The 23,654-nt window shown below is 64.7% G+C and carries 23 protein-coding genes; 13 read left to right on the forward strand and 10 right to left on the reverse strand.

What is annotated here, in order from left to right:
- Positions 1 to 4: 4 nt before the first annotated feature.
- The 5 genes from CQ12_RS26945 (at position 5) to CQ12_RS26965 (ending at position 3,806) form a co-directional block, all read left to right on the forward strand.
- Complete coding sequence (locus CQ12_RS26945; RefSeq protein WP_057838319.1) at positions 5 to 370, forward strand: 6-carboxytetrahydropterin synthase; 366 nt, start codon at positions 5 to 7, stop codon at positions 368 to 370.
- A gap of 111 nt (positions 371 to 481) precedes the next feature.
- Positions 482 to 1,369, forward strand: coding sequence for an oxygen-dependent coproporphyrinogen oxidase (gene hemF, locus CQ12_RS26950; protein ID WP_057838348.1), 888 nt, complete (start codon positions 482 to 484; stop codon positions 1,367 to 1,369).
- Positions 1,370 to 1,436: 67 nt separating this feature from the next.
- Positions 1,437 to 1,712 (forward strand): YodC family protein, encoded by a 276-nt coding sequence (locus CQ12_RS26955; protein WP_057838349.1) that lies wholly within the window; start codon positions 1,437 to 1,439, stop codon positions 1,710 to 1,712.
- Between the two features lie 141 nt (positions 1,713 to 1,853).
- On the forward strand, positions 1,854 to 2,582 hold the full coding sequence (locus CQ12_RS26960; RefSeq protein WP_057838320.1) for an HAD family hydrolase: 729 nt from the start codon (positions 1,854 to 1,856) through the stop codon (positions 2,580 to 2,582).
- Between the two features lie 162 nt (positions 2,583 to 2,744).
- Positions 2,745 to 3,806, forward strand: a complete 1,062-nt coding sequence (locus tag CQ12_RS26965; RefSeq protein ID WP_057838321.1) for a hypothetical protein — start codon at positions 2,745 to 2,747, stop codon at positions 3,804 to 3,806.
- A 106-nt stretch (positions 3,807 to 3,912) separates the two neighbouring features.
- On the opposite strand, the gene CQ12_RS26970 is transcribed toward CQ12_RS26965, so the two are convergent.
- The 5 genes from CQ12_RS26970 to CQ12_RS26990 are packed head-to-tail and all read right to left on the reverse strand — an operon-like array spanning position 3,913 to position 7,469.
- Positions 3,913 to 4,674, reverse strand: a complete 762-nt coding sequence (locus tag CQ12_RS26970; RefSeq protein ID WP_057838322.1) for a sulfite exporter TauE/SafE family protein — start codon at positions 4,672 to 4,674, stop codon at positions 3,913 to 3,915.
- Positions 4,671 to 5,930, reverse strand: a complete 1,260-nt coding sequence (locus CQ12_RS26975; RefSeq protein ID WP_057838323.1) for a CCA tRNA nucleotidyltransferase — start codon at positions 5,928 to 5,930, stop codon at positions 4,671 to 4,673. The genes CQ12_RS26970 and CQ12_RS26975 overlap by 4 nt, the downstream gene beginning before the upstream one ends.
- Complete coding sequence (locus CQ12_RS26980; RefSeq protein WP_057838324.1) at positions 5,927 to 6,190, reverse strand: DUF6111 family protein; 264 nt, start codon at positions 6,188 to 6,190, stop codon at positions 5,927 to 5,929. Before CQ12_RS26980 ends, CQ12_RS26975 begins: the two co-directional genes overlap by 4 nt.
- Positions 6,187 to 6,849, reverse strand: coding sequence for a CoA pyrophosphatase (locus CQ12_RS26985; protein ID WP_430642279.1), 663 nt, complete (start codon positions 6,847 to 6,849; stop codon positions 6,187 to 6,189). Before CQ12_RS26985 ends, CQ12_RS26980 begins: the two co-directional genes overlap by 4 nt.
- Before the next feature lie 8 nt (positions 6,850 to 6,857).
- Entirely contained in the window at positions 6,858 to 7,469 is a 612-nt protein-coding gene (locus tag CQ12_RS26990) for a DUF1285 domain-containing protein (RefSeq protein WP_057838326.1), read from the reverse strand.
- Positions 7,470 to 7,726: 257 nt separating this feature from the next.
- On the opposite strand from CQ12_RS26990, the gene CQ12_RS26995 reads away from it, so the two are divergent.
- The 7 genes from CQ12_RS26995 to CQ12_RS27025 all read left to right on the forward strand — a co-directional run bounded on the left by CQ12_RS26995 (position 7,727) and on the right by CQ12_RS27025 (position 19,553).
- Positions 7,727 to 8,728: an AAA family ATPase gene (locus tag CQ12_RS26995; RefSeq protein WP_057838327.1), complete on the forward strand. Its 1,002-nt coding sequence runs from the start codon at positions 7,727 to 7,729 to the stop codon at positions 8,726 to 8,728.
- Positions 8,728 to 9,672, forward strand: a complete 945-nt coding sequence (locus CQ12_RS27000; protein ID WP_057838328.1) for a DUF58 domain-containing protein — start codon at positions 8,728 to 8,730, stop codon at positions 9,670 to 9,672. The genes CQ12_RS26995 and CQ12_RS27000 overlap by 1 nt, the downstream gene beginning before the upstream one ends.
- The gene (locus tag CQ12_RS27005; RefSeq protein WP_057838350.1) at positions 9,672 to 12,482 is read left to right on the forward strand and encodes a DUF4159 domain-containing protein; all 2,811 of its coding nucleotides are present in this window, start codon (positions 9,672 to 9,674) and stop codon (positions 12,480 to 12,482) included. The genes CQ12_RS27000 and CQ12_RS27005 overlap by 1 nt, the downstream gene beginning before the upstream one ends.
- Before the next feature lie 3 nt (positions 12,483 to 12,485).
- A complete protein-coding gene (locus tag CQ12_RS27010; protein WP_057838329.1) occupies positions 12,486 to 14,549 on the forward strand; it encodes a hypothetical protein in 2,064 nt (687 codons plus the stop codon).
- A 169-nt stretch (positions 14,550 to 14,718) separates the two neighbouring features.
- Complete coding sequence (locus tag CQ12_RS27015) at positions 14,719 to 15,144, forward strand: DUF2946 family protein (RefSeq protein ID WP_057838330.1); 426 nt, start codon at positions 14,719 to 14,721, stop codon at positions 15,142 to 15,144.
- A gap of 106 nt (positions 15,145 to 15,250) precedes the next feature.
- Positions 15,251 to 17,623: a TonB-dependent receptor gene (locus CQ12_RS27020; protein WP_057838351.1), complete on the forward strand. Its 2,373-nt coding sequence runs from the start codon at positions 15,251 to 15,253 to the stop codon at positions 17,621 to 17,623.
- A gap of 130 nt (positions 17,624 to 17,753) precedes the next feature.
- Entirely contained in the window at positions 17,754 to 19,553 is a 1,800-nt protein-coding gene (locus CQ12_RS27025; RefSeq protein WP_057838331.1) for a cation:proton antiporter domain-containing protein, read from the forward strand.
- 39 nt (positions 19,554 to 19,592) lie between these two features.
- Here the strand turns inward: CQ12_RS27025 and CQ12_RS27030 are convergent, their stop codons facing one another.
- The 5 genes from CQ12_RS27030 to CQ12_RS27045 all read right to left on the reverse strand — a co-directional run bounded on the left by CQ12_RS27030 (position 19,593) and on the right by CQ12_RS27045 (position 22,791).
- A complete protein-coding gene (locus CQ12_RS27030; protein ID WP_057838352.1) occupies positions 19,593 to 20,105 on the reverse strand; it encodes a GNAT family N-acetyltransferase in 513 nt (170 codons plus the stop codon).
- Between the two features lie 73 nt (positions 20,106 to 20,178).
- Positions 20,179 to 21,114, reverse strand: coding sequence for a glycosyltransferase family 2 protein (locus tag CQ12_RS27035; protein ID WP_057838332.1), 936 nt, complete (start codon positions 21,112 to 21,114; stop codon positions 20,179 to 20,181).
- Positions 21,115 to 21,160: 46 nt separating this feature from the next.
- The gene (locus tag CQ12_RS46750) at positions 21,161 to 21,526 is read right to left on the reverse strand and encodes a hypothetical protein (protein ID WP_245310180.1); all 366 of its coding nucleotides are present in this window, start codon (positions 21,524 to 21,526) and stop codon (positions 21,161 to 21,163) included.
- Positions 21,527 to 21,555: 29 nt separating this feature from the next.
- Entirely contained in the window at positions 21,556 to 22,311 is a 756-nt protein-coding gene (locus CQ12_RS27040) for a hypothetical protein (RefSeq protein WP_245310181.1), read from the reverse strand.
- 63 nt (positions 22,312 to 22,374) lie between these two features.
- Positions 22,375 to 22,791 carry an NUDIX domain-containing protein gene (locus CQ12_RS27045; protein ID WP_083519503.1) on the reverse strand — a complete coding sequence of 139 codons (417 nt, stop codon included), beginning with the start codon at positions 22,789 to 22,791 and terminating at the stop codon, positions 22,375 to 22,377.
- A 167-nt stretch (positions 22,792 to 22,958) separates the two neighbouring features.
- On the opposite strand from CQ12_RS27045, the gene CQ12_RS27050 reads away from it, so the two are divergent.
- Positions 22,959 to 23,654 (forward strand): metallophosphoesterase family protein (locus CQ12_RS27050; RefSeq protein WP_057838353.1); only part of this gene is annotated, 696 nt, incomplete at its 3' end.

A 23,654-nucleotide genomic window follows, 5' to 3' on the forward strand; every position in this document is an offset into this window, starting at 1 on the left:
CAAGATGTGGGAACTGACGAAATCATTTCGCTTCGAGGCCGCGCATTCGCTGAAGGGGACGACCTTCGGCGCGGACAGCGAGGAAATTCACGGCCACTCGTTTCGCGCCGAGGTGAGCGTGCGCGGCACGCCCGATCCGGAAACCGGCATGGTGCTCGATCTCGGCCTGCTCGAACGCAGCATGGAAGAGGTCCGGAAGGCGCTCGACCACCGGCTCCTCAACAAGGTCGAGGCGCTGGGGATGCCGACGCTGGAAAACATCTCGCGCTACATCTTCGAGCGGGTCCAGCACGCCGGCAAGATCACCCGCGTCAGCGTCCACCGCGACAGTTGCAACGAGAGCTGCACTTACTTTGGGCCGCAGGGCTAGACTTCACCGTCATTGCGAGGAGCGAAGCGACGAAGCAATCCATTCTTTTCTCGTTGCGCGATGGATTGCTTCGCTGCGCTCGCAATGACGCCGGAAAACTCGGAATTGCATATGGACGTATCCGTCATCGACGATCGCAAGAGGCGCGCAAGAACCTGGTTCGAAACGCTGCGCAACAACATCTGCGCGGCGTTCGAACGGCTGGAGGACGATGCGCCCCCTGCCCTCTATCCCGGCGACGCCGGACGTTTCGTGCGGACGCCATGGGACCGCACCGACCATACCGGCAAGCCCGGCGGCGGCGGCGTGATGTCGATCATGCGCGGGCGGTTGTTCGAGAAGGTCGGCGTGCATTGCTCGACCGTGCATGGCGAATTCGCGCCAGAGTTCCGCGCGCAGATTCCGGGCGCGGCCGACGATCCCAGGTTCTGGGCCTCGGGCATTTCGCTGATCGCACATATGCACAATCCGCATGTGCCGGCGGTGCACATGAACACCCGCTTCGTCGTCACCACCAAGGCCTGGTTCGGCGGCGGCGCCGATCTGACGCCGGTGCTCGACCGCCGGCGCACCCAGCAAGACCCCGATACGCTGGCTTTCCATCAGGCGATGAAGGAAGCCTGCGGCGGATCGAGCAGCGTGGCCGATTACGACAAATACAAGAAATGGTGCGACGAATATTTCTACCTGCCGCACCGCCAGGAAGCGCGCGGCATCGGCGGGATCTTCTACGACTGGCATGACTCGGGCGACTGGGATGCCGACCTCGCCTTCACGCAGGAGGTCGGCCGCGCCTTCCTGAAAATCTATCCCGACCTCGTCCGGCGCAATTTTGCGCTGCCGTGGAACGCCGCCGACCGCGAGGAGCAATTGATCCGGCGCGGGCGCTACGTCGAGTTCAACCTGCTCTACGACCGCGGCACGATCTTTGGGCTGAAAACCGGCGGTAATGTCGATTCCATCCTCTCGTCGATGCCGCCGGAGGTAAAGTGGCCATGATCGCATGATCAGCTTGTCATGACGGATCGCTAGGGTGCGATTCGTCATGCAATCCAAGGAGCAGATCATGGACTTGAAACCGGGCGACGTCGTCATTCTTAAGTCGGGCGGCCATCCTCTCACCGTGGTGGAGGTCAAGGACGGCAACGTCGTGTGTGTATGGATGGGCAATGAAGGCGATCTGTTTCGCGAGACGCTGCCGCTTGCCGTCCTGGAACTCGCCGAGACCGATATGTCCGACGATGAGGATGAAGACGAGGACGACGAGGAAGAGGAAGACGAGGACGACGAAGAGGAAGACGAGGAAGAGGACGAGGGCGACCGCCGCAACAAGGTTGCGTAAGTAATTGACGCCGCCCGGCATTCATGGCCCGGCGGCGTCGTTTTTGCGGGATTGGACCCGGTGCGGCTGATCTGATATTCGCGGCAGATCGGCCACGGTTTCCGGCGGCCATGAGCCTTATGTGAGAACACCGCGAAAACGATGACCGAACTCCCCCGCGCGATGCTGATCGACATGGACGACACCATCCTGTCGGCCTATGGCCGCCCGGAAATCGCCTGGCACAACGTCGCATCCGAATTTGCCGCCGAGTTCGGGCCGCTGACCTCGCAGCAGGTCGCCACTGCCGTTCTGGATTCCGCGCGCAAGTTCTGGGCGGTTGCCGAGGCCGAATGGCGGCTCAAGCTGGACGAGGCGCGGCGCATCACCGTCAGGAACGGATTTACCGCACTTGCTGCAGGCGGCCACGCATTGCCGGAGGAACTGGCAATACGGTTCGCCGACCGCTTCACCGCCTACCGTGAAGAGGAAATGTTCGTCTTCCCTGGCGCGCATGACGCCATCGACGCGTTGAAGGCGCGCGGCGTGAAACTGGCGCTGGTGACGAACGGCGCCGCCGGCACCCAGCGCGCCAAGGTCGAGCGCTTCGCGCTGTCGCACCGCTTCGATCATATCCAGATCGAGGGCGAGCACGGTTTCGGCAAGCCGGACGAGCGCGCCTATCTGCACGCCATGCAGACGCTCGGCGTCACCGCGTCCGACACCTGGATGATCGGCGACAATCTGGAATGGGAAGTCGTGGCGCCGCAGCGGCTCGGCATCTACGCCATCTGGATCGACGTGCATGGCGACGGCCTGCCACCGGACTCCACCATCAAGCCCAACCGCATCATCCGCTCCTTGACGGAACTGCTGCCCCGCGAGCGCTGACAGAGTGCCTGAAGTTCGCCTGAAGTTCGCCTGAAGTTTCCCGGGCGGGAGGCTTCCACACGATCGCGTGTAGTGTGAGCTGGCTCACAGTGCGAAGGCTGGCAATCCCAGATTGTGCCGACGTTGGTTCAAGGTTGAAGTCCGAGGTTGGGGAGTTCACCGATGCCGAACGACGACACGCACAAGCCGCCGTCTGAGGCGGACGACACTGCACCGAAATCCGCCCCGCAGAGGTGGTTCTGGACCACCGTCAAAGGGCTGTCACTGTTCACCGTGCTGAGCGGCCTGTTCACCGTGCTGAGCAGTCTCGCGGTCGGCTATTTCCAGTATCTCAACGCCTATCAGGAGAAGGTGAGCAGCCAGGCCAAGGAAGACATGACTTTGGCGGCGGCAACTTTCACCGATATCTCACACCCGTTCTCCGAAGTGCATGCACTGCAGCAGACGCTTTATGCGGATTTCGCGCGGGCCGTCGGCGAGAAATCCGAGGCGAGTAACAAGACGCTGACCACCAGGAACGCGCTGGCGATTTCGGAGCGTTATGAGAAAGCGCGGATCGAGCTCCGGGAAAATATCGACCTGCTGACGCGAAAGGCCGAAATCTACATCGACTGGGCGAGCGATACCTATCGCGATCCTGCCGAGAAGCGGAACGTCGACGGCGATCCGCTGTCACGACGGGTGTTGCGCGACTACGCCTTCGACTGTTCCGACAAGTTCAATTTTCCGGCCTTCGGAAACGTGCATGCGCCGAACGGCAGCATGCGGCCCAAGGAAGTCGCCGACGACAAATATTGCGCGATCGCCGAGAAACGCGGCGTTGACGAGATGACCAAACCGGAAGACGCGTTCATCCGGATCTGCGCCGGCCCCAACGACAAGGCAGCCAAGAGAATCAACTGGTACAGCGCCAAACATCACGTCCTGACGATGCACTACTGCCTTGAGGCCGCACACAACAAGCTGGCGGCGGCACGGCAATGGGCCGCCGGGAGCGACCGCGAAGCCGCGAGGGAAAGCGATCTCCAGGGAGAGAAGGAGATCAACGCTCAATTGGATGATCTGGCCGGCCGGCTCAACGCATTCAACAGTCTGGCGCTGTACCGGATGGAGCAAATTCGGGTAAAATATCGCCCGGCCGGCCTTTGGTGCAAAGTGCCGTTTGTCTGGAACCTACGAAGCTTGAATTGCTTCCCGATCCGCACGGCATCGCTCACTCGTTGACCGGCTATAGCGTTTTCGAGCGAAGTGGGTACCGGTTCGCGTGAAGAAAACGCGTCAAAACAAGAATCTGGAGCTTCGGTTCTGATTCAATCAGAACCGATAAGCTTCAGTGCCGCAGCGCCGCGGTGATCATGACGAGGCCGCCGACCATCACGGCGGCATCGAGGATCGCGGTGTGGATATGCACCGGCATGCGCTCGACGAAAGCCTTGGCGAAGAACGCGCCGGGGATCGCGATGGCGCCGATCAGGAGGGCAAGGGCCAGCACCTGCGCCGTGACGACGCCGGCCATGCCGAACACGGAAATCTTGATGAGACCGGTCACGACCGAGATCACCGCGTCGGTGGCGATCACCGCGGCGCCCTCGAGGCCGGACGCCATGAGCAGGGACAGCAGGATCACGCCGGAGCCTGACGTGCCGCCGACCAGCACGCCATAACCGAGCGCGCTGACACCGAGACCGGTATCGCCGATCCTGACCTCGCGGCGTTTGGCCAGCCGGCGCAGCGGCACGCTCAGGATCAGCATGCTGCCGATCACGAGCGCCGCGCCGGCGCTGGTCAGCCGCGTGTAACCATAGGCGCCGAGCGCGGTGGTCAGCATGGCGGCGCCGATCACGATCAGCGCGCGGCGTCGATCGGCGTAGCGAAAATACGCCACGAAGCGGCTGATATTGGTGAAGATCGCGGAGATCGCGATGATCGGCACCACCGGCTCGGCACCGACCATCGGCACCAGCACCAGCGGCATCAGCGCGCCGGTGCCGTAGCCGGCCAGGCCGCCGATGACGGAGGCCAGCAGCGCCATGCCGCCAACCAGCACGAGCTGGCCGAGCGAAATGTCAGCGAAGCCGGCGAGAATGTTCACAGCCGGTGATCTCGGGTGAAACGCGCGGCGGCCTGATCGGCGATCGCGGCCAGCGCAGATGGTTCAAGCGGAAAATCCGCGGCCAGCCAGGCGTCTTCCGCCAGCGTCAGCACGTGGCCGAGCGCAGGACCTTCAGCAATGCCGCGCGAGATGAAATCGGCTGCCTTCAGCGGAAATTTCGGCGCGCTCCAGCGCTGCGGCAAGGTGGCGAGGTCATGCCAGGGTGTTGCGCCATTGCCGATGCCGCCGGCCCGCGCCCACGCCAGCATCAGCCGGTCGCGATAAGGATCCTCGCCGAGCCGATAGAGAAGCTGCCGGGCTCGCGCCTCATCCTTGCTGGCGAACCGCCACCAGCGATGGCCCATCGAGTCCAGCGCCTTGGTTTCCGCGTTGGACAGCCGAAGCCGCGTCGAGAGACGCCTGGCGTCCTCGGTGACCGCGACCGTGAGCGCGGCGAGCCGGCGCACGGCGTTCGGCGGCAGATCGAGCGCCCGTTCAGCCGCGATCATCGCCGCGAACGTTCTCGTGTAGGCGACGCCGCCGAAGATCGCCAGCAGCAGTCCGGCATCCGCCATCGCCTGCACCGCGACCGCGGCCCCCTCCGCGACCACCAGCTTCAGCATCTCCATACGCACGCGTTCGGCGGAGAGGCTCGAAAGCCCGGCGCGTCCGTCGATGCAGGCGAGATAGCCGGCACGATCCGGCTCGCCCGCGCCATAGGCGGCATGGATGCGAAAGAAACGCAGGATGCGCAGGTAATCCTCGGCGATGCGCTGGCTGGCATCGCCGATGAAGCGCACGCGCCTGGCTTCGATATCGGCAAGCCCGCCGACATGATCGTGCACCACACCGCCGGCATCGACGGACAGCCCGTTGATGGTGAAGTCGCGCCGTTCGGCGTCGCGGACCCAGTCACGCCCGAACGCAACCTTGGCCTTGCGGCCGAAGGTCTCGGTATCCTCGCGCAGCGTCGTGACCTCGAAGGGGTGGGATTCGACGACCAGCGTGACCGTGCCGTGGTCGATCCCGGTCGGCACGCTCTTGATGCCGGCCGCCTTGGCGCGGCGAACGACCTCGTCGGGCAGCGCCGTGGTCGCAATGTCGATATCGCCGAGGGGAATTTTCAGAAGCGCATTGCGCACAGCGCCGCCGATCACGCGGGCTTCCTCGCCATCGCCGTTGAGCAACGCGAGCACGCGCGCGGCCGGGCCTGACCTGAGCCAGGGCGCGTCCGACAGCACGCGGGCCTGGCTCATTTCTCGACTCCCTGCACCAGCTTGCCGTCTTCGATATGCGCGGGAATGTAGGTCGAATTCGGCGGCGCACCGGAGAACTCCGCCAGCAGGACGAAGCTGATCGCGACGAGGAGCAGCGATCCCAGCGCCAGCTTGGCGACGAGGTGCGCCGGCCAGGAGGAGGACGCGAGCACACCGGAACGGGTGGCAATCAGGAACAGTGCATAGACCGCGAACGGGATCAGGAAAATTCCGACTTCGGTCAGAATCGGACGGATCATGCGAGATATATCCGCTCATAGAGCACGCGCAGAATTCCTGCTGTCGCGCCCCAGATGTAACGCTCGGCGAACGGCATGGCGTAGTAGGAGCGCTCCATGCCGCGGAATTCCTTGGAATGGACCTGATGGTTCTCGGGATTCATCAGGAACGCCAGCGGCACCTCGAAGGCATCGACCACTTCGCCTTCGTTGATCGTAAGCTTGAAGCCGGGCTTCACGCGCGCCACCGTCGGCAGGATGCGAAAGCCGAAGGCGGTGCCGTAAAGATCGAGATAGCCGATCGGCTCGATGAACTCGCGCTTGAGGCCGACTTCCTCTTCCGCCTCGCGCAAGGCAGCGTCGAGCGGCGATTCATCGGTCGCGTCGATCTTGCCGCCTGGAAAGGAAATCTGGCCGGCATGGCTCGACAGATGCGGCGAACGCTGCGTCAGCAACACGGTCGGCTCGCGGTGATCGACCACCGGGATCAAGACCGCCGCCGGGCGCACCGGCTGCTCTTGCGCCACGATTTCAAGCATGCGGTCGTTGCCCGCGTCGCCGGTCCTCGGAACGATATTGGGATCGACCAGGCCGGGCGGGACGTCGAAGTTCAACCGGGTCTTGCTCCGTGCGAAGAACTCCGCCGAATTGATCGGCACAGCCTCCATCTTTTTCAGCATCGGCTCGTTCAAACCGCGTCCCTCACCTGCTTCGCATCCGCCATCGCAAAGAACTCGCCGCCCGACTCGACGCCGAACATCGGCTGGCCATCGACCATCCGCTCTTCGCCCATGTCAACCAGATCGTAATAGAGCGCGCGCGTCACCTTCGCCCACAGATCGGCACGGACATGCAGGTAAGGCGTCAGCCCGCCATCGGCGGCCATCTCGAACCGCAGGCGATGGTCGGAATCGCATGGCACCCAGTCGTCAACGTTGGTGCGAAAGCGCAGCAGCCGGCCATGATCGCCGACCTCCTTTTGCATCTCGACCGCCAGAAACGGCGCATCATCGACGCGGATGCCGACCTTCTCGACGGGGGTCACGAGAAAGTGCTTGCCGTCCTCGCGCTTGAGGATGGTCGAGAACAGCCGCACCAACGCCGGCCGCCCGATGGGCGTCCCCAAATAGAACCACGTACCATCGCCGGCGATTCGCATGTCGAGATCGCCGCAGAACGGCGGATTCCACAGATGGACCGGAGGTAGCCCCTTCCCAGCCGGGGCGGCGTTGGCGGCTTCCCTCGCCGCGACAGTTAGTCCTTCGAGGCCCTGAGCGCCGGTTTGCCCTTGCTTCGCCATTGTTTGCCCTGAGTCTAGCGCTCGATCTGGCACGATTGGTGCACGCATACCGAGATATGTGTTCCCGACGATTTGCGTCCGTACTAATGCGGATCAAGTCGCCATATCGTGATGCCGTTCATACCCCAAAGTATCGATAATGTGGGGATAGTTTAATTCAGCGAATGCATGGCCTTTGCACAGGTTTAGCATGGGTTCGTGGCATGACGACGCAACCAGCGGTGTCATGAGCGGTTAGAGGGTTGAAGGAGAAAGACATGGCGAGTGCAGACGGTGTCGAGAAACTCGAGGACGCGATCGTCCGGTCGGCGGAGCAGGTCGCCGGCCAGATTCGCACCGCGAAAGAGGCTATCTCCACCGTCATTTTCGGCCAGGACCGGGTGATTGAAAATACCCTGGTAACGATCCTGTCCGGCGGCCACGCCCTTCTGATCGGTGTTCCCGGCCTCGCCAAGACGAAGCTGGTCGAAACCCTGGGCATCACGCTCGGGCTGGACGCCAAGCGCATCCAGTTCACGCCGGACCTGATGCCGTCGGACATTCTCGGCGCCGAGGTGCTGGATGAGAGCCAATCCGGCAAGCGGTCGTTCCGCTTCATCTCCGGGCCGGTGTTCGCCCAACTGCTGATGGCCGACGAAATCAACCGCGCCAGCCCGCGTACGCAATCGGCGCTGCTGCAAGCCATGCAGGAACAGCACATCACCGTTGCAGGCGCACGGCATGATCTTCCAAAACCGTTCCACGTGCTCGCCACGCAAAACCCGCTGGAGCAGGAAGGCACCTATCCGCTGCCCGAAGCGCAGCTCGACCGCTTCCTGATGGAAATCGACGTCGACTATCCCGACCGAGACGCCGAGCGCCGCATCCTGTTCGAAACCACCGGCGCTGAAGAGACGCTCGCCAAGGCCGCGATGGACGCGGAAATCCTGATCGCGGCGCAGCGCCTGGTGCGGCGCCTGCCGGTCGGCGACAGCGTGGTCGAGGCGATCCTGTCGCTGGTGCGCGCCGCGCGTCCCAATCCGGAAGACGGCAACGACAAGCTGATCGCCTGGGGACCGGGGCCGCGCGCCAGCCAGTCGCTGATGCTGGCGGTTCGCGCCCGTGCGCTGCTCGACGGCCGCCTCGCGCCCTCGATCGACGACGTGCTCGATCTCGCCGAGCCCATTCTCAAGCACCGCATGGCGCTGACGTTCTCGGCGCGCGCGGAAGGCCGCACCATTCCCGATGTAATCAGACAGTTGAAGACGCGGATCGGTTGATGGCCGCAGAGACCAGTCACGAGACCAGGGAGCTTCTAGCGATACGACGTGCCGATGGCGAAAGCCGAACGCTCGCCGCTTCGCTCCCCCGTCTCGTGCTCGAAGCCCGTCGCATCGCTGCCAACGTCATCCATGGGCTGCATGGCAGGCGCCGCGCCGGCGCCGGCGAGAGTTTTTGGCAATACCGCCGCTTCGTCTCCGGCGAGCCGTCGCAGAACGTCGACTGGCGCCGCTCGGCGCGCGACGATCATCTTTATGTCCGCGAGCAGGAATGGGAGGCTGCACATACGGTGTGGGTGTGGCCCGACCGTTCGCCTTCGATGGCGTTCGCTTCCAAGGGCGCGCGCGACAGCAAGCTGGAGCGCGGCCTGATCGTGACATTTGCGCTGGCCGAACTTTTGGTCTCAGGCGGCGAGCGCGTCGGCATTCCCGGGCTGATGAACCCGACCGCGAGCCGCAACGTGATCGACAAGATGGCGCAGGTGATGCTGCACGACGATACGGCACGCGCCAGCCTGCCGCCATCCTTCGTGCCGTCGGCGCTGGCCGAAATTGTCGTGCTGTCCGACTTCTGGTCGCCGATGAGCGAGATCAGGACGATGCTTGCAGGGCTGTCCTCCTCCGGCGCACATGGCACGCTGATCCAGGTCGTCGATCCCGCCGAGGAAACCTTTCCCTATGCCGGCCGGGTCGAATTCGTCGAGCCGGAAGGTTTTGGCGTCATCACCGCCGGCCGCGCCGAGAGCTGGGCCAGCGACTATGTCGCACGCGTCGCGCTCCATCGCGACGAGATCCGCACCGAGACCAACCGGCTCGACTGGCTGTTCTCGACCCACACCACCAGCCGTTCCGCCGCCGAGCTCCTGCTGTTCCTGCATTCGGGCATGATGGCAGCCAAGGGCAACGTGCGGGGCTCAACCGTCAAGGCGGGGCGTAGCGCATGATCGCAGGGCTCCCCCTAACCTTTGCGCAACCGCTGCTGCTGCTGGGCCTGTTGAGCCTGCCGGTACTGTGGTGGCTGCTGCGCGTGATGCCGCCGCGGCCACGGCGGATCGAGTTTCCGCCGACGCGGCTGTTGTTCGACATCAAGCCGAAGGAAGAGACGCCTTCGCGGACGCCATGGTGGCTGACCTTGCTGCGCCTCGCCGCGGCCGCGCTGGTCATCCTTGCCGCCGCTGGCCCGATCTGGAATCCGCAGACCGGGGTCGGCGGCAGCAACGCGCCACTGGTGATCCTGCTCGATGACGGCTGGAGCGCGGCGGCAAGCTGGGACACGCGGGTCAAGGCCGCTGACGAGCTGATCGCCAACGCCGACAACGATCGCCGCGGCGTGGCGCTGGTTCCGCTTTCCGAGCCCGCGCGCGACATCACACTGATGCCGGCCGGTACCGCGCGCGTCGCGCTGCGCCAGATTTCGCCAAAGCCCTATTCGGTCGACCGCGTCGACACACTCGCCTCGCTTGACCGTTTCCTGAAGGCCACGGGCGACGCCGAAATCGCGTGGCTGTCCGACGGCGTCGATACCGGGCGCGGCAGCGAGTTCGTCGAAAATCTCGCCAAGACGCTCGGCGATCGCAAGCTGACGGTGTTCGAGGGTGGCGCGGCGCCGGCGCAGGCGCTGGTTGCCGCTGAAAACGCCGCGGCGAAGATGACGGTGAAGGTGCTGCGCACCACGGGCGGCGTCGCAAGCGGCGTGGTTCGCGCGATCGACGCCAAGGGCTCGCCGATCGGCGAGGCACGCTATGCTTTCGGCATGCAGGATCGCGAGAGCGAAGCGGCGTTCGATCTGCCGGTTGAGCTGCGCAACGACATTTCGCGGCTGGAAATTTCGGGCGAGCGATCGGCCGGCGCGGTGCAACTGCTCGACAAGCGTTGGCGGCGGCGTGCCGTCGGCGTCGTCACCGGCGCGACCAGCGATACCGCCCAGCCGCTATTGGCATCGACCTTCTATCTGACGCGCGCGCTGTCGCCGTTCGCCGACGTGCGGCTGGGCGACCGCGGCGCGGCGCAACAGGTGATCGCGCAATTCCTCGATCAGCGGCTGCCGATGATCGTGCTCGCCGATGTCGGCACGCTGTCGCCGGAAATCCGCGAGCGGCTGAACGCGTGGGTCGACCAGGGCGGCGTGCTGGTGCGTTTCGCAGGCCCCCGCCTGGCGCAGGCCGATGACGATCTGGTGCCGGTGAAACTGCGCCGCGGCGGCCGTATCCTGGGCGGCAGCCTAACCTGGGAGAAACCGCAGCATCTGGCGTCCTTCGCCGCCGATGGACCGTTCGCTGGCCTCGCCGTCCCGAAGGACATCACCGTGAACCGGCAGGTTCTGGCCGAGCCGGATGCCGTGCTCGCCACCAAGACCTGGGCGTCGCTGGAAGACGGCACGCCGCTGGTGACCGGCGAGCATCGCGGCAGGGGTATCGTCAGCCTGTTCCATGTCGGCGCCGACTCGCGCTGGTCGGACCTGCCGATGTCCGGCAGCTTCGTCGAAATGCTGCGGCGGCTGGTCGACATGTCCGGCTATACATCGAAGCCCGGTGCGGGCGTGGCAAGCGAGGCGACCAATGTCGAGACGGTGGCGCCGCTGCGCACCCTCGACGGTTTCGGCGCCTTCGGACCGCCGCCCTCGACAGCGAAACCGATGCCGGCGGATTATCGCGACCGCGCCACGGCAGAGCACCCGCCGGGCTTCTACGGCCCGGCCGACGGCCCGGTCGCCGTCAACACGCTGGCTTCGGCCGATCGCATCGCGCCGCTCGATACAGCTTCCTTGCGCGCGCAACGGGCCAGCTACACCAACGCCGAACCGCGCGATCTGCGCGGCATCCTGCTGTCGTCGTCGCTGGTGCTGTTCCTGATCGACGCGGTCGTGGTCGCGATGCTGGGCGCAGGCCTTGCCGCGCTGTGGCGGCGGCGCACGGCGGCTGCCACGGTTCTGCTGGCCGCGATCCTGGCCGCAGCCCCGATCGCGCCTTCGCCGACGCGCGCCCAGGGCAACGATGAATTCGCCATCAAGTCGGTGTCGCAGACGCGCCTTGCCTACGTCGTCACCGGAAATGCCGACGTCGATTCCATCGTCAAGGCCGGCATGGCCGGGCTGACGCTGTTCCTGGCGCAGCGCACCGCGCTGGAGGCCGGCGATCCCGTCGGCGTCGATCCCGCGCGCGATGAACTGGCGTTCTTTCCGCTGATCTACTGGCCGGTGGTGCCGGGCGCGCCGAAGCCGCCGCAGGACGCCATCAACCGCATCGACGCCTACATGAAGCAGGGCGGCACGGTGCTGTTCGACACCCGTGATGCCGTCGAGGCGCCGCCCGGCGAAAACGGCGCGTCGCAGACGCCGGGCATGCGCACCTTGCGCGAGATTCTCTCCTCCCTCGACGTCCCCGAGCTCGAGCCGGTGCCGCGCGAGCACGTCTTGACCAAGACGTTTTACCTGCTGCGCGACTTCCCCGGCCGCTTCACCTCGGGCCAGACCTGGGTTGAGACCCTGCCGCGCGAGGATGACGACGATGCGGCCTCGCGCCCGGCGCGCGGTGGCGACGGCGTGTCGCCCATCATCATCACCTCGAACGATCTCGCCGGCGCCTGGGCGCATCGCCCCGACGGGCAGGCCATGCTGCCGCTGACGCCGAACGAGCCGCGGCAGCGCGAATTCGCCTTCCGCTCCGGCGTCAACATCGTGATGTACACACTGACCGGCAACTACAAGGCCGATCAGGTCCATGCGCCCGCTCTGATCGAACGGTTGGGGCAATAGGGCATGAATTACGGCATCGCGTTCACCCCTCTCGTTCCGACCATCGTGCTCTGGGTCGCGCTGGCCGCGATCGTCGCGATCGCGGCGCTGTTGCTGCTCGGCCGCGCGCGCGGCGCCGCGGTGCGCGTGGCGGCACTGGCGCTGATCCTGCTCGCGCTCGCCAATCCCTCCTTCACGCGCGAGGAACGCGAGCCGCTGTCATCGGTGGCCGCCGTCGTGGTCGACAAGAGCCCGAGCCAGAACTTTGGCACCCGCAACCAGGAGACCGCGAAGGCGCAGGAAGCCCTCGTCGACACGCTCAAGAAGATCAAGGGCCTCGAAGTACGCGTCGTCGACGCCGGACAGGCCGACGGCGAGACCGACGGCACCAAATTGTTCGGCGCGCTCTCCTCGGCGCTGTCGGACGTTCCGGTCGACCGCGTCGCCGGCGCGTTCCTGATCACCGATGGCCGCGTGCATGACATTCCCGCCAACGCCGCCGCGCTCGGCTTCCAGGCGCCGGTGCATGCGCTCGTCACCGGGCGCAAGGACGAGCGCGATCGCCGCATCGCGATCTCGGCCGCGCCGCGCTTCGGCATCGTCGGACAGCCCCAGACCATCACCTACCGGCTCGACGACCAGGGGGTCACCGGCCAGCGCGCGAAGATCGTGGTGCGCCGCGATGGCGAGGTGATCAACGAGCGCAATCTCGTCAGCGGCCAGACCGCCAATGTCGAAGTCGACATCAAGCATGCCGGGGCGAACATCGTCGAGATCGAAGCGTCGCCGCTCGATAACGAATTGACGCTGGTCAATAACCGCGCCGTGGTCGCGATCGAAGGCGTGCGCGACAAGCTCCGCGTGCTGCTGGTATCCGGCGAGCCGCATTCCGGCGAACGGACCTGGCGCAATCTCCTGAAGTCGGATGCCAGCATCGATCTCGTGCATTTCACGATCCTGCGCCCGCCGGAGAAACAGGACGGCACGCCGATCAACGAATTGTCGCTGATCGCGTTTCCGACCCGCGAACTGTTCCAGCAGAAGATCAACGAATTCCAGCTGATCATCTTCGACCGTTACGCCCGCCAGGGCGTGCTGCCGATCGCCTATTTCGACAATATCGCGCGCTATGTCCGCTCCGGCGGCGCGGTACTGGTGTCGGCCGGCCCCGATTACGCTTCCACGACCAGCATCTGGCGTACACCGCTGGACACGGTGCTGCCGGCCGAGCCGGTCGGCGTCACCGAAAAACCGTTCTACGCCCACTTGAGCGACGCCGGTAAGCGCCATCCGGTAACGCGCGGCCTCGAAGGCTCCGCCAGTGAACCGCCGCGCTGGAGCCGCTTTTTCCGTACCGTCGATACGCGCAACGCGATCGGCGCGCCCGTGATGACTGGCGCCGACGGCAAGCCACTGCTGCTGCTGTCGCGCTTCGGCGAAGGCCGCGTCGCGCTGCTGCTGTCGGATCACATCTGGCTGTGGGCGCGTGGTTTTGAAGGCGGCGGACCGCATCTGGATCTGTTGCGGCGGACCTCGCACTGGCTGATGAAGCAGCCGGATCTGGACGAGGAAGCGCTGCGGCTGCAGATCCAGGGCAAGGACCTCGTGGTGCTGCGCCAGACCATGGCCGACAACGTGCCGCCGGTGACGGTGACTTCGCCGAGCGGCGCCACGAAGGAACTCACGCTGACGGCCAGCGAGCCCGGCACCTGGCGCTCCACCCTTCCCGCCAACGAGCTCGGCCTGTGGCAGGCAACCGACGGCGCGCTGAAAGCGCTGATCAATGTCGGGCCGACCAACCCGAAGGAATTTTCGGAAGTCACCTCGACCACCGAGATGCTCAAGCCGCTGACGCAGGCGACCGGCGGCGATGCGCGCCGCGTGGCCGACGGCGGGAACGTCGATCTCCCCCGCGTCGTGCCGGTCCGCGCCTCCAGCATCTTCCACGGCGACGGCTGGATGGGCGTCAAGATGCGCGACGCCAGCGTCGTCAAAGGCGTCGGCGTGCTGCCGATGTTCGCTGGCCTGGTCGGGCTATTGCTGCTGCTCGGTGCGTTCGCGGCGACCTGGATCCGCGAGGGGCGGTAAGCGCCCATCGCGGGCTGCATCGTTGCATCAATCACACAATGGTCGTCGTTTCGCGGAGGCCCGCCCGCACCTGCGGTTGACATCGCCTGATCCTTCCGATGTTATAATATAACATTGGGCGGCCGAGACACCTTGGGGAAGGCTTGGCCGCTCGGGGAAGGCGCACGTCTTGAACTGGTTCCGGAAACACCTCAAGCACGGCTCGCGGCTGGCGCTGTTTGCGCTCGCGATCCAGTTTGCGCTGTCGTTCGGGCATTTTCACGGGACGGCCGCCGCGCAGGCGGCACCGGCCGTTCAGAGCGGGCTGGCCGACGCCGATCTTGCGATCGCCGCGACCCTCGCTGCACAACATGCGCAACATTCCGAATCTACGCAGCCGCAACAGCCTGCGGGCCATGATGACGACCAGCACACGGCCAATGTCTGCGCGGTCTGCGCCGTCCTTTCGCTGGCCAATAATTTCCTGTTCGCCTCGTCGCCGCTGCTGAAACTGCCCGACGCGGTCGAGCTGCTGCACCTGACCACCGGCGCCGAGTTCGCGCATCTCGGCGCGCTTCATCCCGCGTTCCGGTCCCGCGCGCCTCCCGCCTCCTGACTTCGATTGATTGACGCTCCCGAAGGGACTGCCGCACGCGCGGTCGGTTCGCCTTTGGGAAATCGGAATCGATCCGTCGCACATCGACGGGATCAGGATCGGGACAATGACATCAAAGAAGACACGAGCGCTCTACCTCGGTGGAGCAAGCTGGCTATTGCTGTGCACGATAGCCGACGGGGCGCTGGCCCAGGCCACGCCACCGGCGTCGACGCCGCTGCCTGAAATCACCGTGACGGCGCCGAGCCCGATCGTGCGGCGCAAGCCGGTAATACCTTCACGAACGCCGGCACGCGTCGCTCGTGCAGCGCCCGGCCAAAACCGGCAACCCGCACCGGAACCGCCGGCCGCCCCCGCCGCGCCCGCGCCCCAACAAGGCGTGCTGCCTGTCGTCACCGACCAGTTCGCGACCGTTACCGTCGTGCCGAACGAGGAAATCCGCCGCTCCAGCGCCGCGACGCTCGGCGATCTCCTGTTCTCGAAGCCCGGCATCACCGGCTCCAGCTTTGCGCCAGGCGCCTCCAGCCGGCCGATCGTCCGGGGACTCGACGTCAACCGCGTCGGCATCGTCGAGAACGGAATCGGCAGCAACGGCGCGTCGGATCTCGGCGAGGATCACTTCGTTCCGATCGATCCGCTGTCGACCAACCAGGTCGAGGTCATCCGCGGACCGGCGACGCTGCGCTACGGCTCCACCGCGATCGGCGGCGTGGTCAGCGGAACCAACAATCGCATTCCGGATGCCTTGCCGTCCTGCGCGGCGCCGTTTCCGACCTACGGACTCCCAACCAAGGCGCCACTGGCAAATGTCGGATCGCCGGGCTGCGTCACTGCCGAAACGCGGACCGCAGTGAACTCGGTCGATCGCGGCGTCGATGGTGCCGTGCTGCTCGATGCGGGCGGAGGAAACTTCGCGGTGCATGCCGACGCCTTCGGCCGCAAGGCCGGCGACTACTCTATCCCGAGCTATCCGTATCTGACCGACCCGACGTTGCCGTTCAACGGACGCCAGCCGAATTCCGCATCGCAGGCCTACGGCGGATCGGTCGGCGGCTCCTACATTTTCAATGGCGGCTTCATTGGCGCTGCGATTGCGCAGCACAACGCGCTCTACCACATTCCCGGCATCGACGGCGCCGAACACCTGACCCGGATCGACGGAGAACAGACAAAGTTCACCACCAAGGGCGAATATCGGCCGGACAATGCGGCGATCGACGCGATCCGGTTCTGGGCCGGGGCGACCGACTACAGGCACAACGAAATCGGGCTCGCCGACCCTGCCGACCTGACGACGCTCGGCGTGCGGCAGATTTTTACCAACAAGGAACAGGAAGGCCGCGTCGAGGTGCAGCTTGCGCCGTTCAACGTCCGCTTTGCTGCGCTGACCACCGCTGTCGGCGTTCAGGCATCGCACCAGAAGCTGACCGCGCCGAGCCCCGACGATCCCGGCAGCCCGGTCAACGGGTTGTTCGATCCGAACAAGAACACGAAGGTCGCCGGCTACATCTTCAACGAGTTCAGGTTCAGCGACGTCACCAAGGCGCAAGTCGCCGGACGAATCGAGAACGCCAGCCTGAGCGGAACGGCGCCAGCCTTTGTCCCCGACGCGTTCGACCTCAACGTCGATCCCAACGCCATCGGCCCCGCGACGGCATTCAACCGCAACTTCACCCCGAAGAGCGGCAGCATCGGCCTGATCCAGAACCTGCCATGGAATCTGGTCGCCAGCATCACCGGGCAGTATGTCGAGCGCGCGCCAAAGCCGGCGGAACTGTTTTCGCGCGGCGGCCACGATGCCACCGCTACTTTCGACATCGGCAATCCGAATCTCGGAATCGAAACCGCAAAGTCGATAGAGGCGGGATTGCGGAGGGCGACGGGACCGTTCCGGTTCGAGCTCACCGGCTACTACACAAAGTTCAACGGCTTTATTTTCCGTCGCCTGACCGGCAATACCTGCGAGGACGGTGTGTGCCAGCTTGGTCCAGGCCTAGAACTGAACCAGGCGATCTACTCCCAGCGCGACGCGACGTTTCGCGGCGCCGAGTTCCAGTTCCAGTACGACGTGATGCCGGTCTGGAACGGCCTTTGGGGAATCGAAGGTCAATATGACATCGTTCGCGCGACGTTCGACGACGGCACCAATGTGCCCCGCATTCCGCCGCAGCGGCTGGGCGGCGGCGTCTACTACCGCGACACAATCTGGTTCGCGCGCGTCAACCTGTTGCACGCCTTCGCACAGAACGATGTGGCTGTGATCGCCGAGACCCCGACGGCCGGCTACAATCTCCTGAGGGCCGAAATAAGCTACAACACGAAGCTCGATCCAACCTGGTTCGGCGCGCGGGAAATGACGGTCGGTCTCGTCGGCAACAATTTGCTGAACGAGGACATCCGCAATTCGGTGTCCTACACCAAGGATCAGGTTCTGCTGCCGGGCCTTGGCGTGCGTGCGTTTGCCAATCTGAAGTTTTAGGACGCGGATACAGTGTGCTCCATGGGGTAGCGTTAGCTGGGGGTACCAGCTAACGTTCGACCGCGAGGGCGGATACCAGATCTGCCGTCAGACCTCCTCTCCCCTCTGGAAGCGGATGCACATCGACTAGATGACTTCGACCATCAATGTTCACGTCTATAGCGACGCGCTGGTTCTGCTCGGCACCGCGGGCGTCGTCATTCCATTGGTGCGGCGGTTCGGCTTCAACCCTGTTCTCGGCTATCTCGGAGCCGGCGCGATCCTGGGACCTCTCGGGCTGGGATCGTTCATCGACAGGTTTCCGTCTCTCTACTGGTTTACCGTCGTCGACCCCGCAAACGTCTCGGGCATTGCGAACCTCGGCGTCGTGTTCCTGCTCTTCCTCATCGGCATGGAGTTGTCCTACGACCGATTGAGGGCGATGCACCGCCTGATTTTCGGGTTGGGCAGCCTGCAGATCATCCTCTCGACGGTGGTGATCGGCCTCGTTGCCGCGCTGGCGGGCAGCAAGGCCCCGGTAGCGCTCATCCTCGGTGTATGTCTCGCCCTATCCTCGACCGCCATCGTCGTCGAGATTCTTTCCAGGCAGAAGCGGCTCAATACCAGCGCGGGACGGGCAAGCTTCGCGGTTCTTCTGGCGCAGGACCTGGCAGTCGTCCCTCTTCTGCTTTTCATCACGATCTTTGGCGCGGGAGACTCCGGCTCGGTCATCGCCACGCTGGCGCTCGCGCTCACCAACGCCGCCATCGCGCTCGGCGTGATCGTCGTCGTTGGCCGCGTGGTGATGCGTCCCCTGTTCCGTCTTGTGGCATCGGTCGGCATGAGCGACCTGTTCGTGGCCACCACGCTGTTCGTGATCGTCGCGACCGGGGTAGCCGCCGCCCTGGCCGGCATCTCCATGGCGCTGGGCGCCTTCGTCGCGGGCCTGCTGCTGGCCGAGACGGAATTCCGTAAGGCGATCGAGACTGCAATCGATCCCTTCAAGGGTCTCCTGCTCGGCCTGTTCTTCTTCACGGTCGGCATGAACATCGATTTTGGTCAGATTGCGCGCGATCCGGTCTGGCTGATTGCGGGGGCGACCGGGCTGATTGCCGTAAAGTCCAGCATCCTCGTTTTCCTGGCCCGGATGTTTCGCCTCTCCTGGCCGGCTTCGATCGAAGTCGGGCTGCTGCTTGGTCCTGGCGGCGAGTTCGCCTTTGTCGGCATCGGGATGGCGACGACGCTTGGCCTGATCGACGCCAACGTATCCAGCTTCGCTGTCGCGCTGACCACGCTGACGATGATGCTCACCCCTGCGCTTGCTCATGTCGCACGGCAACTGGCGCCGATAGTACGCGAGGACAAACCGCTTGATCCGGAGCTCTCCGTCACGCCGAGTGGCGGCAGTGGCCATGCCATTGTCGTCGGACACGGCCGGGTTGGACAAGTCGTCTGCGCGATGCTCGATCGCCATCAGTTCAAGTACACTGCCGTCGACAACGATGCCGCGGCCGTTCCGGAGCAGCGCAGGCAGGGTCGTACCGTCTTCTACGGTGATGCGACAAACCCCGAATTCCTGAAGAGCTGCGGCCTCATGGAGGCTGCCGCCGTTATTGTCACGATCAACGAAGCGAGGGGCATCGACGAAATCGTCGCGCAGGTTCGCGCGCTGCGGAAAGACGTGCTGATCGTTTCTCGCGCGCGCGACGCCGACCACGCGCGACATCTCTACGGAATTGGCGTTACCGACGCAGTCCCGGAAACCATCGAGGCGAGCCTGCTGTTATCAGAAGCAGCCCTGATCGGCCTGGGAGTGGCGATGGGGCACGTCGTTGCTTCCATCCACGAGAAGCGCGAGGAGTTTCGGCACGAACTGCAGCAGGCCGCCGGAAGCGCGGGGTCCGCGTCGAAGCCGGTGGCCGGCACCAAACGGCGGCGACTTCTTCGATAGCGACGAGGCCGCGGAACCACGCCTTCGCCAGCGGCGGCGCTATCGCGCCTTGCTCCAGTCGGGACGGATTTCGCCGGAGACGCCCTCGAAGGCGCCCTCGACGAGTTCGGCCACCAGGAGGCGGCTGTAGTCGACGGGGCCCGGCATGGTCGCCCGTCCCTTCGGTATGACCTTGAAGCCGACGCGGCTGTAATAGGGCTCGTCGCCAACCAGAACGACAAGGCGATGGCCCTTGGCCTTGGCGTCCTGCAGCGAGCGGTCGAGCAGCATGCGGCCGACGCCGCGCTTCCGGAACGGCGGCTCGACCGTCAACGGCCCGAGCATCAGGGCCGGCGTGTCGCCGATGCTGATCGGCAACTGGCGCACCGAACCGACCAGCAACGTGCCGATCCGCGCCGTGAACGACAGGTCGAGCAGGTGGTCGACATGCTCGCGCAGGCGGTAGGCGCTGAGCACGAAGCGGCCAGGTCCGAAGGTGCGCTCGTGCAGGCGTTCGATCGCTTGCGCGTCCTTTGGTGTTTCGGCCAGGATGGTGACGTCAAGTTCGCTCATGATGGGCGCGGGATAGCATCTGGCGGCGGCGCGGTCCATCGCTGGAAGCGGCAATCGCCGTATTGCCTCAATCTCAATCCTTGCCGATGGCGGGCTGGGACAAATAGGCCAGAAGCTTCATTTCGCGGCGGCCGCGCGTCACCGTATCCAGCACCAGCCCCGACGACACCGACAGCACCGCCACGATCATCAGCCCCATCGACAGCACGGCGGTCGGCAGCCGGGGCACGACGCCTTCTTCGAGAAAGGTGATGATGATGGGAATCGCGAGGCCGATCGAGACCAGCATCAGGAAGATGCCGATCAGCGTGAAGAACCGCAGCGGCTTTTCCGACCGGTAGAGCTTCAGGATGGTGCCGAGAATCCGAAAACCGTCGCGCCAGGTGTTGAGCTTGCTGACCGATCCCTCGGGGCGGGCATAATACGGCGTCTCGACTTCCGTCACCGGCAGCGCCAGTTCGAGCGCGTGCACGCTGAGCTCGGTTTCGATCTCGAAACCGTCGGACAGCACCGGAAACGATTTGACGAAGCGGCGCGAGAACACGCGGTAGCCGGACAGGATGTCCTTGAAAGCCTGGCCGAACACCACGGAGAGGAAGCTCGTCAGCATCCAGTTGCCGGTGCGATGGCCCGGCCGGTAGGCAGCGACCGACTGATCGACGCGAAAGCCCACCACCATGTCGAGGTGCTCGTTGATCAGCTTGTCGATCATACGCGGCGCGCTCGGCGCGTCATAGGTGGCGTCGCCATCGACCAGCACATAGACGTCGGCATCGATGTCGGCGAACATGCGCCGCACCACATGCCCCTTCCCCTGGCGCCGCTCGCTGCGCACGATGGCTCCGGCGGCGCGCGCGACCTCGATGGTGCGGTCCTTCGAATTGTTGTCGTAGACGAAAATCTCAGCGCTCGGCAGCGCGTTGCGGAAATCCGAGACCACGGCCGCAACCGCGGCCTCCTCATTGTAGCACGGCACCAGAACCGCAATCCGCAAGCCCGGTCCCGTCATCGCACGCTCACCGAGTTAAGTCCGTCCATGGCGCGTCATACCGCAATCAGGCATTGGTCGGTTGAGGGAAGGCCGCGCGATCAGCGGCCCGTTTGCCGGGCAGGTCGAGCGTTGCGAACAGCAAGGTCCACAGGGAAAGCATCTCGATGGGAATGATATAATATGGCGTAAATATCGGATGGGTCATGAAGAAAATCAGGTTTACCGCGAGGTTTACGGCGACCAGCAGGGCAATTCCTCTGGCGCGGCCCCGATCGGACCGCCACAACCAGGCGGTCCAGCCGACCGATATCGCCAGCAAGGTGAATTGAACGTCAACGAGATAGCTCAAGAGGACGCCGGCATTCAGTTCGGGCGGCACGGCATCGACGCTGCCATAGGTGGTCGAGAAAGGACTTCCTGCATTGATCACATTCGCGATCAGCGTCGGCGCAATCCCGATCAGGAACGGAACACCGAACGCGAGCCCTGCAGGAAAGTCTCCTTGCTGCGCGCCAGCAGGAACGCGCCGACAAGACACAGGCAATAGCCTGCCGCCAGAAACAGGTTCGGCAGGCGAAAGTTGACAGAGAGACCGATCAACAGGCCCACCAGCGCGATGACAAGAAGCCGACGCTGTTGCCGGACCACGAACAGCTTTGCAGTGAGAAAACCCACAAGTGCGCAGACCATCATAGTCGGCGCCACCGAATAGCTGGCCTTGGTTGGATTGATCATCAGATAGATCGCGACGTCGCCAAACGCAGCCACTAGCATCACTTGGTAGAGTGTGGACGCATAAGTCAGCGCGAGGAGTGAAAAACAGACGGCAACAACCGACGTCAACACGTAGAGGGGGATCAACTGAGATCCAGCCGGAAACAGTGACAGAATGAAACCGGTTCCGGGCGGATATTGCAGGACGTATTTGTCCGCAGGCGGAATGAAGGTGTGGCAGGGAACTCGCTTTGGATCATTCCAGTCCGCGAAGCCGATCGCCTTCAGCTTGTCCTTGAGATAGTGATCGTCGTCGAACGTAAGGTTGGTGTCGATACCGCGGAGACCGAACCTCTCGAACAGATGCGCCTGCCGAAGATAGCAGACGTCGTCATAAACTCCGCGGCTCTCGCTCCAGCGTGAGATCGTCGAGACGTTGCTGCCCAGCACCACCAGGAAGCCGATGGCGCAAAGCAGCTTCAGGACCCCTATCCTGCCCATGTAACCCCGCCCCTCGTTTCTCCGCTTCTATGCGTTGCAGGAGCGGGAAGCAACTGGCGGCCGTCAACGCCAGGTGGCGATCGGCACGGCCCCATCGAGCACTTCGGCGATCCGGAGCCGCGTACCTCTGGTCGTTTCCGCCGGCAGCGCATCTGCCGCATAGAACCCGCACTCGAGGATCTCATGGTTGGGCTCGGGCAAGCGGTCCTGTCGGAACTGCCTGACGACATAGACAGCGACATGGTCGCGGCGGGAGACGTGGTCGTTGAAAAACAGGCCGTGCAGCGCCGGCTCTCCGGTCAGTTCGATCCGCCCCTCTTCCACGAGCTCCCTTCTCAAGGCTTCGAGGAAGGTTTCGCCGACCTCGACCCCGCCACCCGGCAGGTGCCAGCCGGCGACATAGCTGTGCCTGACCAGGAACACCTTGTTATCGCCGTCGAGCACGATGCCGCGGACCCCGAGCGTCATGCCGCGGGCCATCCGCCAATACAGATGAAATACGCGCCGCAATTGCGGCCCCAGGCGTTTTCGCAGGTGATGCAGCGCTGTCACGCAAACCTCGGATGGACAGGTGTCACGTTTGATCCTTATATCGCCGACATGATCGTGCGACGGCTCTATATCACGGGGAACGCGGCGCAGCGCGCATGACCGATACCTTCACGCTGGCGCACCTGTCCGATCCGCATCTGCCGCCGCTGCCCGCGGCGCGGCTTCGCGATCTCGCGGGCAAGCGCGCGCTCGGTTATCTCAACTGGACCCGCAACCGCCACAAATATCACCGCCGCGAGGTGCTGGATGCGCTGGTCGCCGACATGCAGGCGCAACGGCCCGACCACATTGCGGTGACCGGCGATCTCGTCAACCTGGCGCTGGAAGCGGAATTCACCCCGGCCCAGGCCTGGCTCGAAAGCGTCGGCACGCCGCAGCAGGTGACCGTCGTTCCCGGCAATCACGACGCCTATGTGCGGGCGACGCGGCATCATTTCACCGGCGCGTTCGAGCAATATCTGCGCGGCGATGCCGCCGCCGACGGCGCGGCGTTTCCGTTCCTGCGCCGGCGCGGCCCGCTGGCGCTGATCGGCGTCTCCTCGGCGGTGCCGACGCTGCCCTTGATGGCGACCGGCCGGCTCGGTCGCGCGCAGCTCGATGCGCTCGACCGCGAGCTCGCGCAGTTGCCGCCGGACGAGGCATTCCGGGTACTGCTGGTTCATCACCCCCTGCACTCGACGTCGCGGATGAAGCGGCTGACCGACTCGAAGGCGCTGCGCGCCGTGCTGAAGCGGCGTGGCGCCGAACTGGTCCTGCACGGCCATGATCACATCCATTCGACGATGTGGCTC

The organism is Bradyrhizobium jicamae (assembly GCF_001440395.1).
GTDB lineage: Bacteria > Pseudomonadota > Alphaproteobacteria > Rhizobiales > Xanthobacteraceae > Bradyrhizobium > Bradyrhizobium jicamae.

Excerpts from the sequence above, each read along its gene's own strand:
- CQ12_RS26945 (WP_057838319.1), top strand. The coding sequence starts at position 5 with ATGTGGGAACTGACGAAATCATTTCGCTTCGAGGCCGCGCATTCGCTG.
- hemF (WP_057838348.1), top strand. The coding sequence starts at position 482 with ATGGACGTATCCGTCATCGACGATCGCAAGAGGCGCGCAAGAACCTGG.
- CQ12_RS26955 (WP_057838349.1), top strand. The coding sequence starts at position 1,437 with ATGGACTTGAAACCGGGCGACGTCGTCATTCTTAAGTCGGGCGGCCAT.
- CQ12_RS26960 (WP_057838320.1), top strand. The coding sequence starts at position 1,854 with ATGACCGAACTCCCCCGCGCGATGCTGATCGACATGGACGACACCATC.
- CQ12_RS26965 (WP_057838321.1), top strand. The coding sequence starts at position 2,745 with ATGCCGAACGACGACACGCACAAGCCGCCGTCTGAGGCGGACGACACT.
- CQ12_RS26975 (WP_057838323.1), bottom strand. The coding sequence starts at position 5,930 with ATGAGCCAGGCCCGCGTGCTGTCGGACGCGCCCTGGCTCAGGTCAGGC.
- CQ12_RS26980 (WP_057838324.1), bottom strand. The coding sequence starts at position 6,190 with ATGATCCGTCCGATTCTGACCGAAGTCGGAATTTTCCTGATCCCGTTC.
- CQ12_RS26985 (WP_430642279.1), bottom strand. The coding sequence starts at position 6,849 with ATGCTGAAAAAGATGGAGGCTGTGCCGATCAATTCGGCGGAGTTCTTC.
- CQ12_RS26990 (WP_057838326.1), bottom strand. The coding sequence starts at position 7,469 with ATGGCGAAGCAAGGGCAAACCGGCGCTCAGGGCCTCGAAGGACTAACT.
- CQ12_RS26995 (WP_057838327.1), top strand. The coding sequence starts at position 7,727 with ATGGCGAGTGCAGACGGTGTCGAGAAACTCGAGGACGCGATCGTCCGG.
- CQ12_RS27000 (WP_057838328.1), top strand. The coding sequence starts at position 8,728 with ATGGCCGCAGAGACCAGTCACGAGACCAGGGAGCTTCTAGCGATACGA.
- CQ12_RS27010 (WP_057838329.1), top strand. The coding sequence starts at position 12,486 with ATGAATTACGGCATCGCGTTCACCCCTCTCGTTCCGACCATCGTGCTC.
- CQ12_RS27020 (WP_057838351.1), top strand. The coding sequence starts at position 15,251 with ATGACATCAAAGAAGACACGAGCGCTCTACCTCGGTGGAGCAAGCTGG.
- CQ12_RS27025 (WP_057838331.1), top strand. The coding sequence starts at position 17,754 with ATGACTTCGACCATCAATGTTCACGTCTATAGCGACGCGCTGGTTCTG.
- CQ12_RS27030 (WP_057838352.1), bottom strand. The coding sequence starts at position 20,105 with ATGAGCGAACTTGACGTCACCATCCTGGCCGAAACACCAAAGGACGCG.
- CQ12_RS27035 (WP_057838332.1), bottom strand. The coding sequence starts at position 21,114 with ATGACGGGACCGGGCTTGCGGATTGCGGTTCTGGTGCCGTGCTACAAT.
- CQ12_RS27040 (WP_245310181.1), bottom strand. The coding sequence starts at position 22,311 with ATGGGCAGGATAGGGGTCCTGAAGCTGCTTTGCGCCATCGGCTTCCTG.
- CQ12_RS27045 (WP_083519503.1), bottom strand. The coding sequence starts at position 22,791 with ATGGCCCGCGGCATGACGCTCGGGGTCCGCGGCATCGTGCTCGACGGC.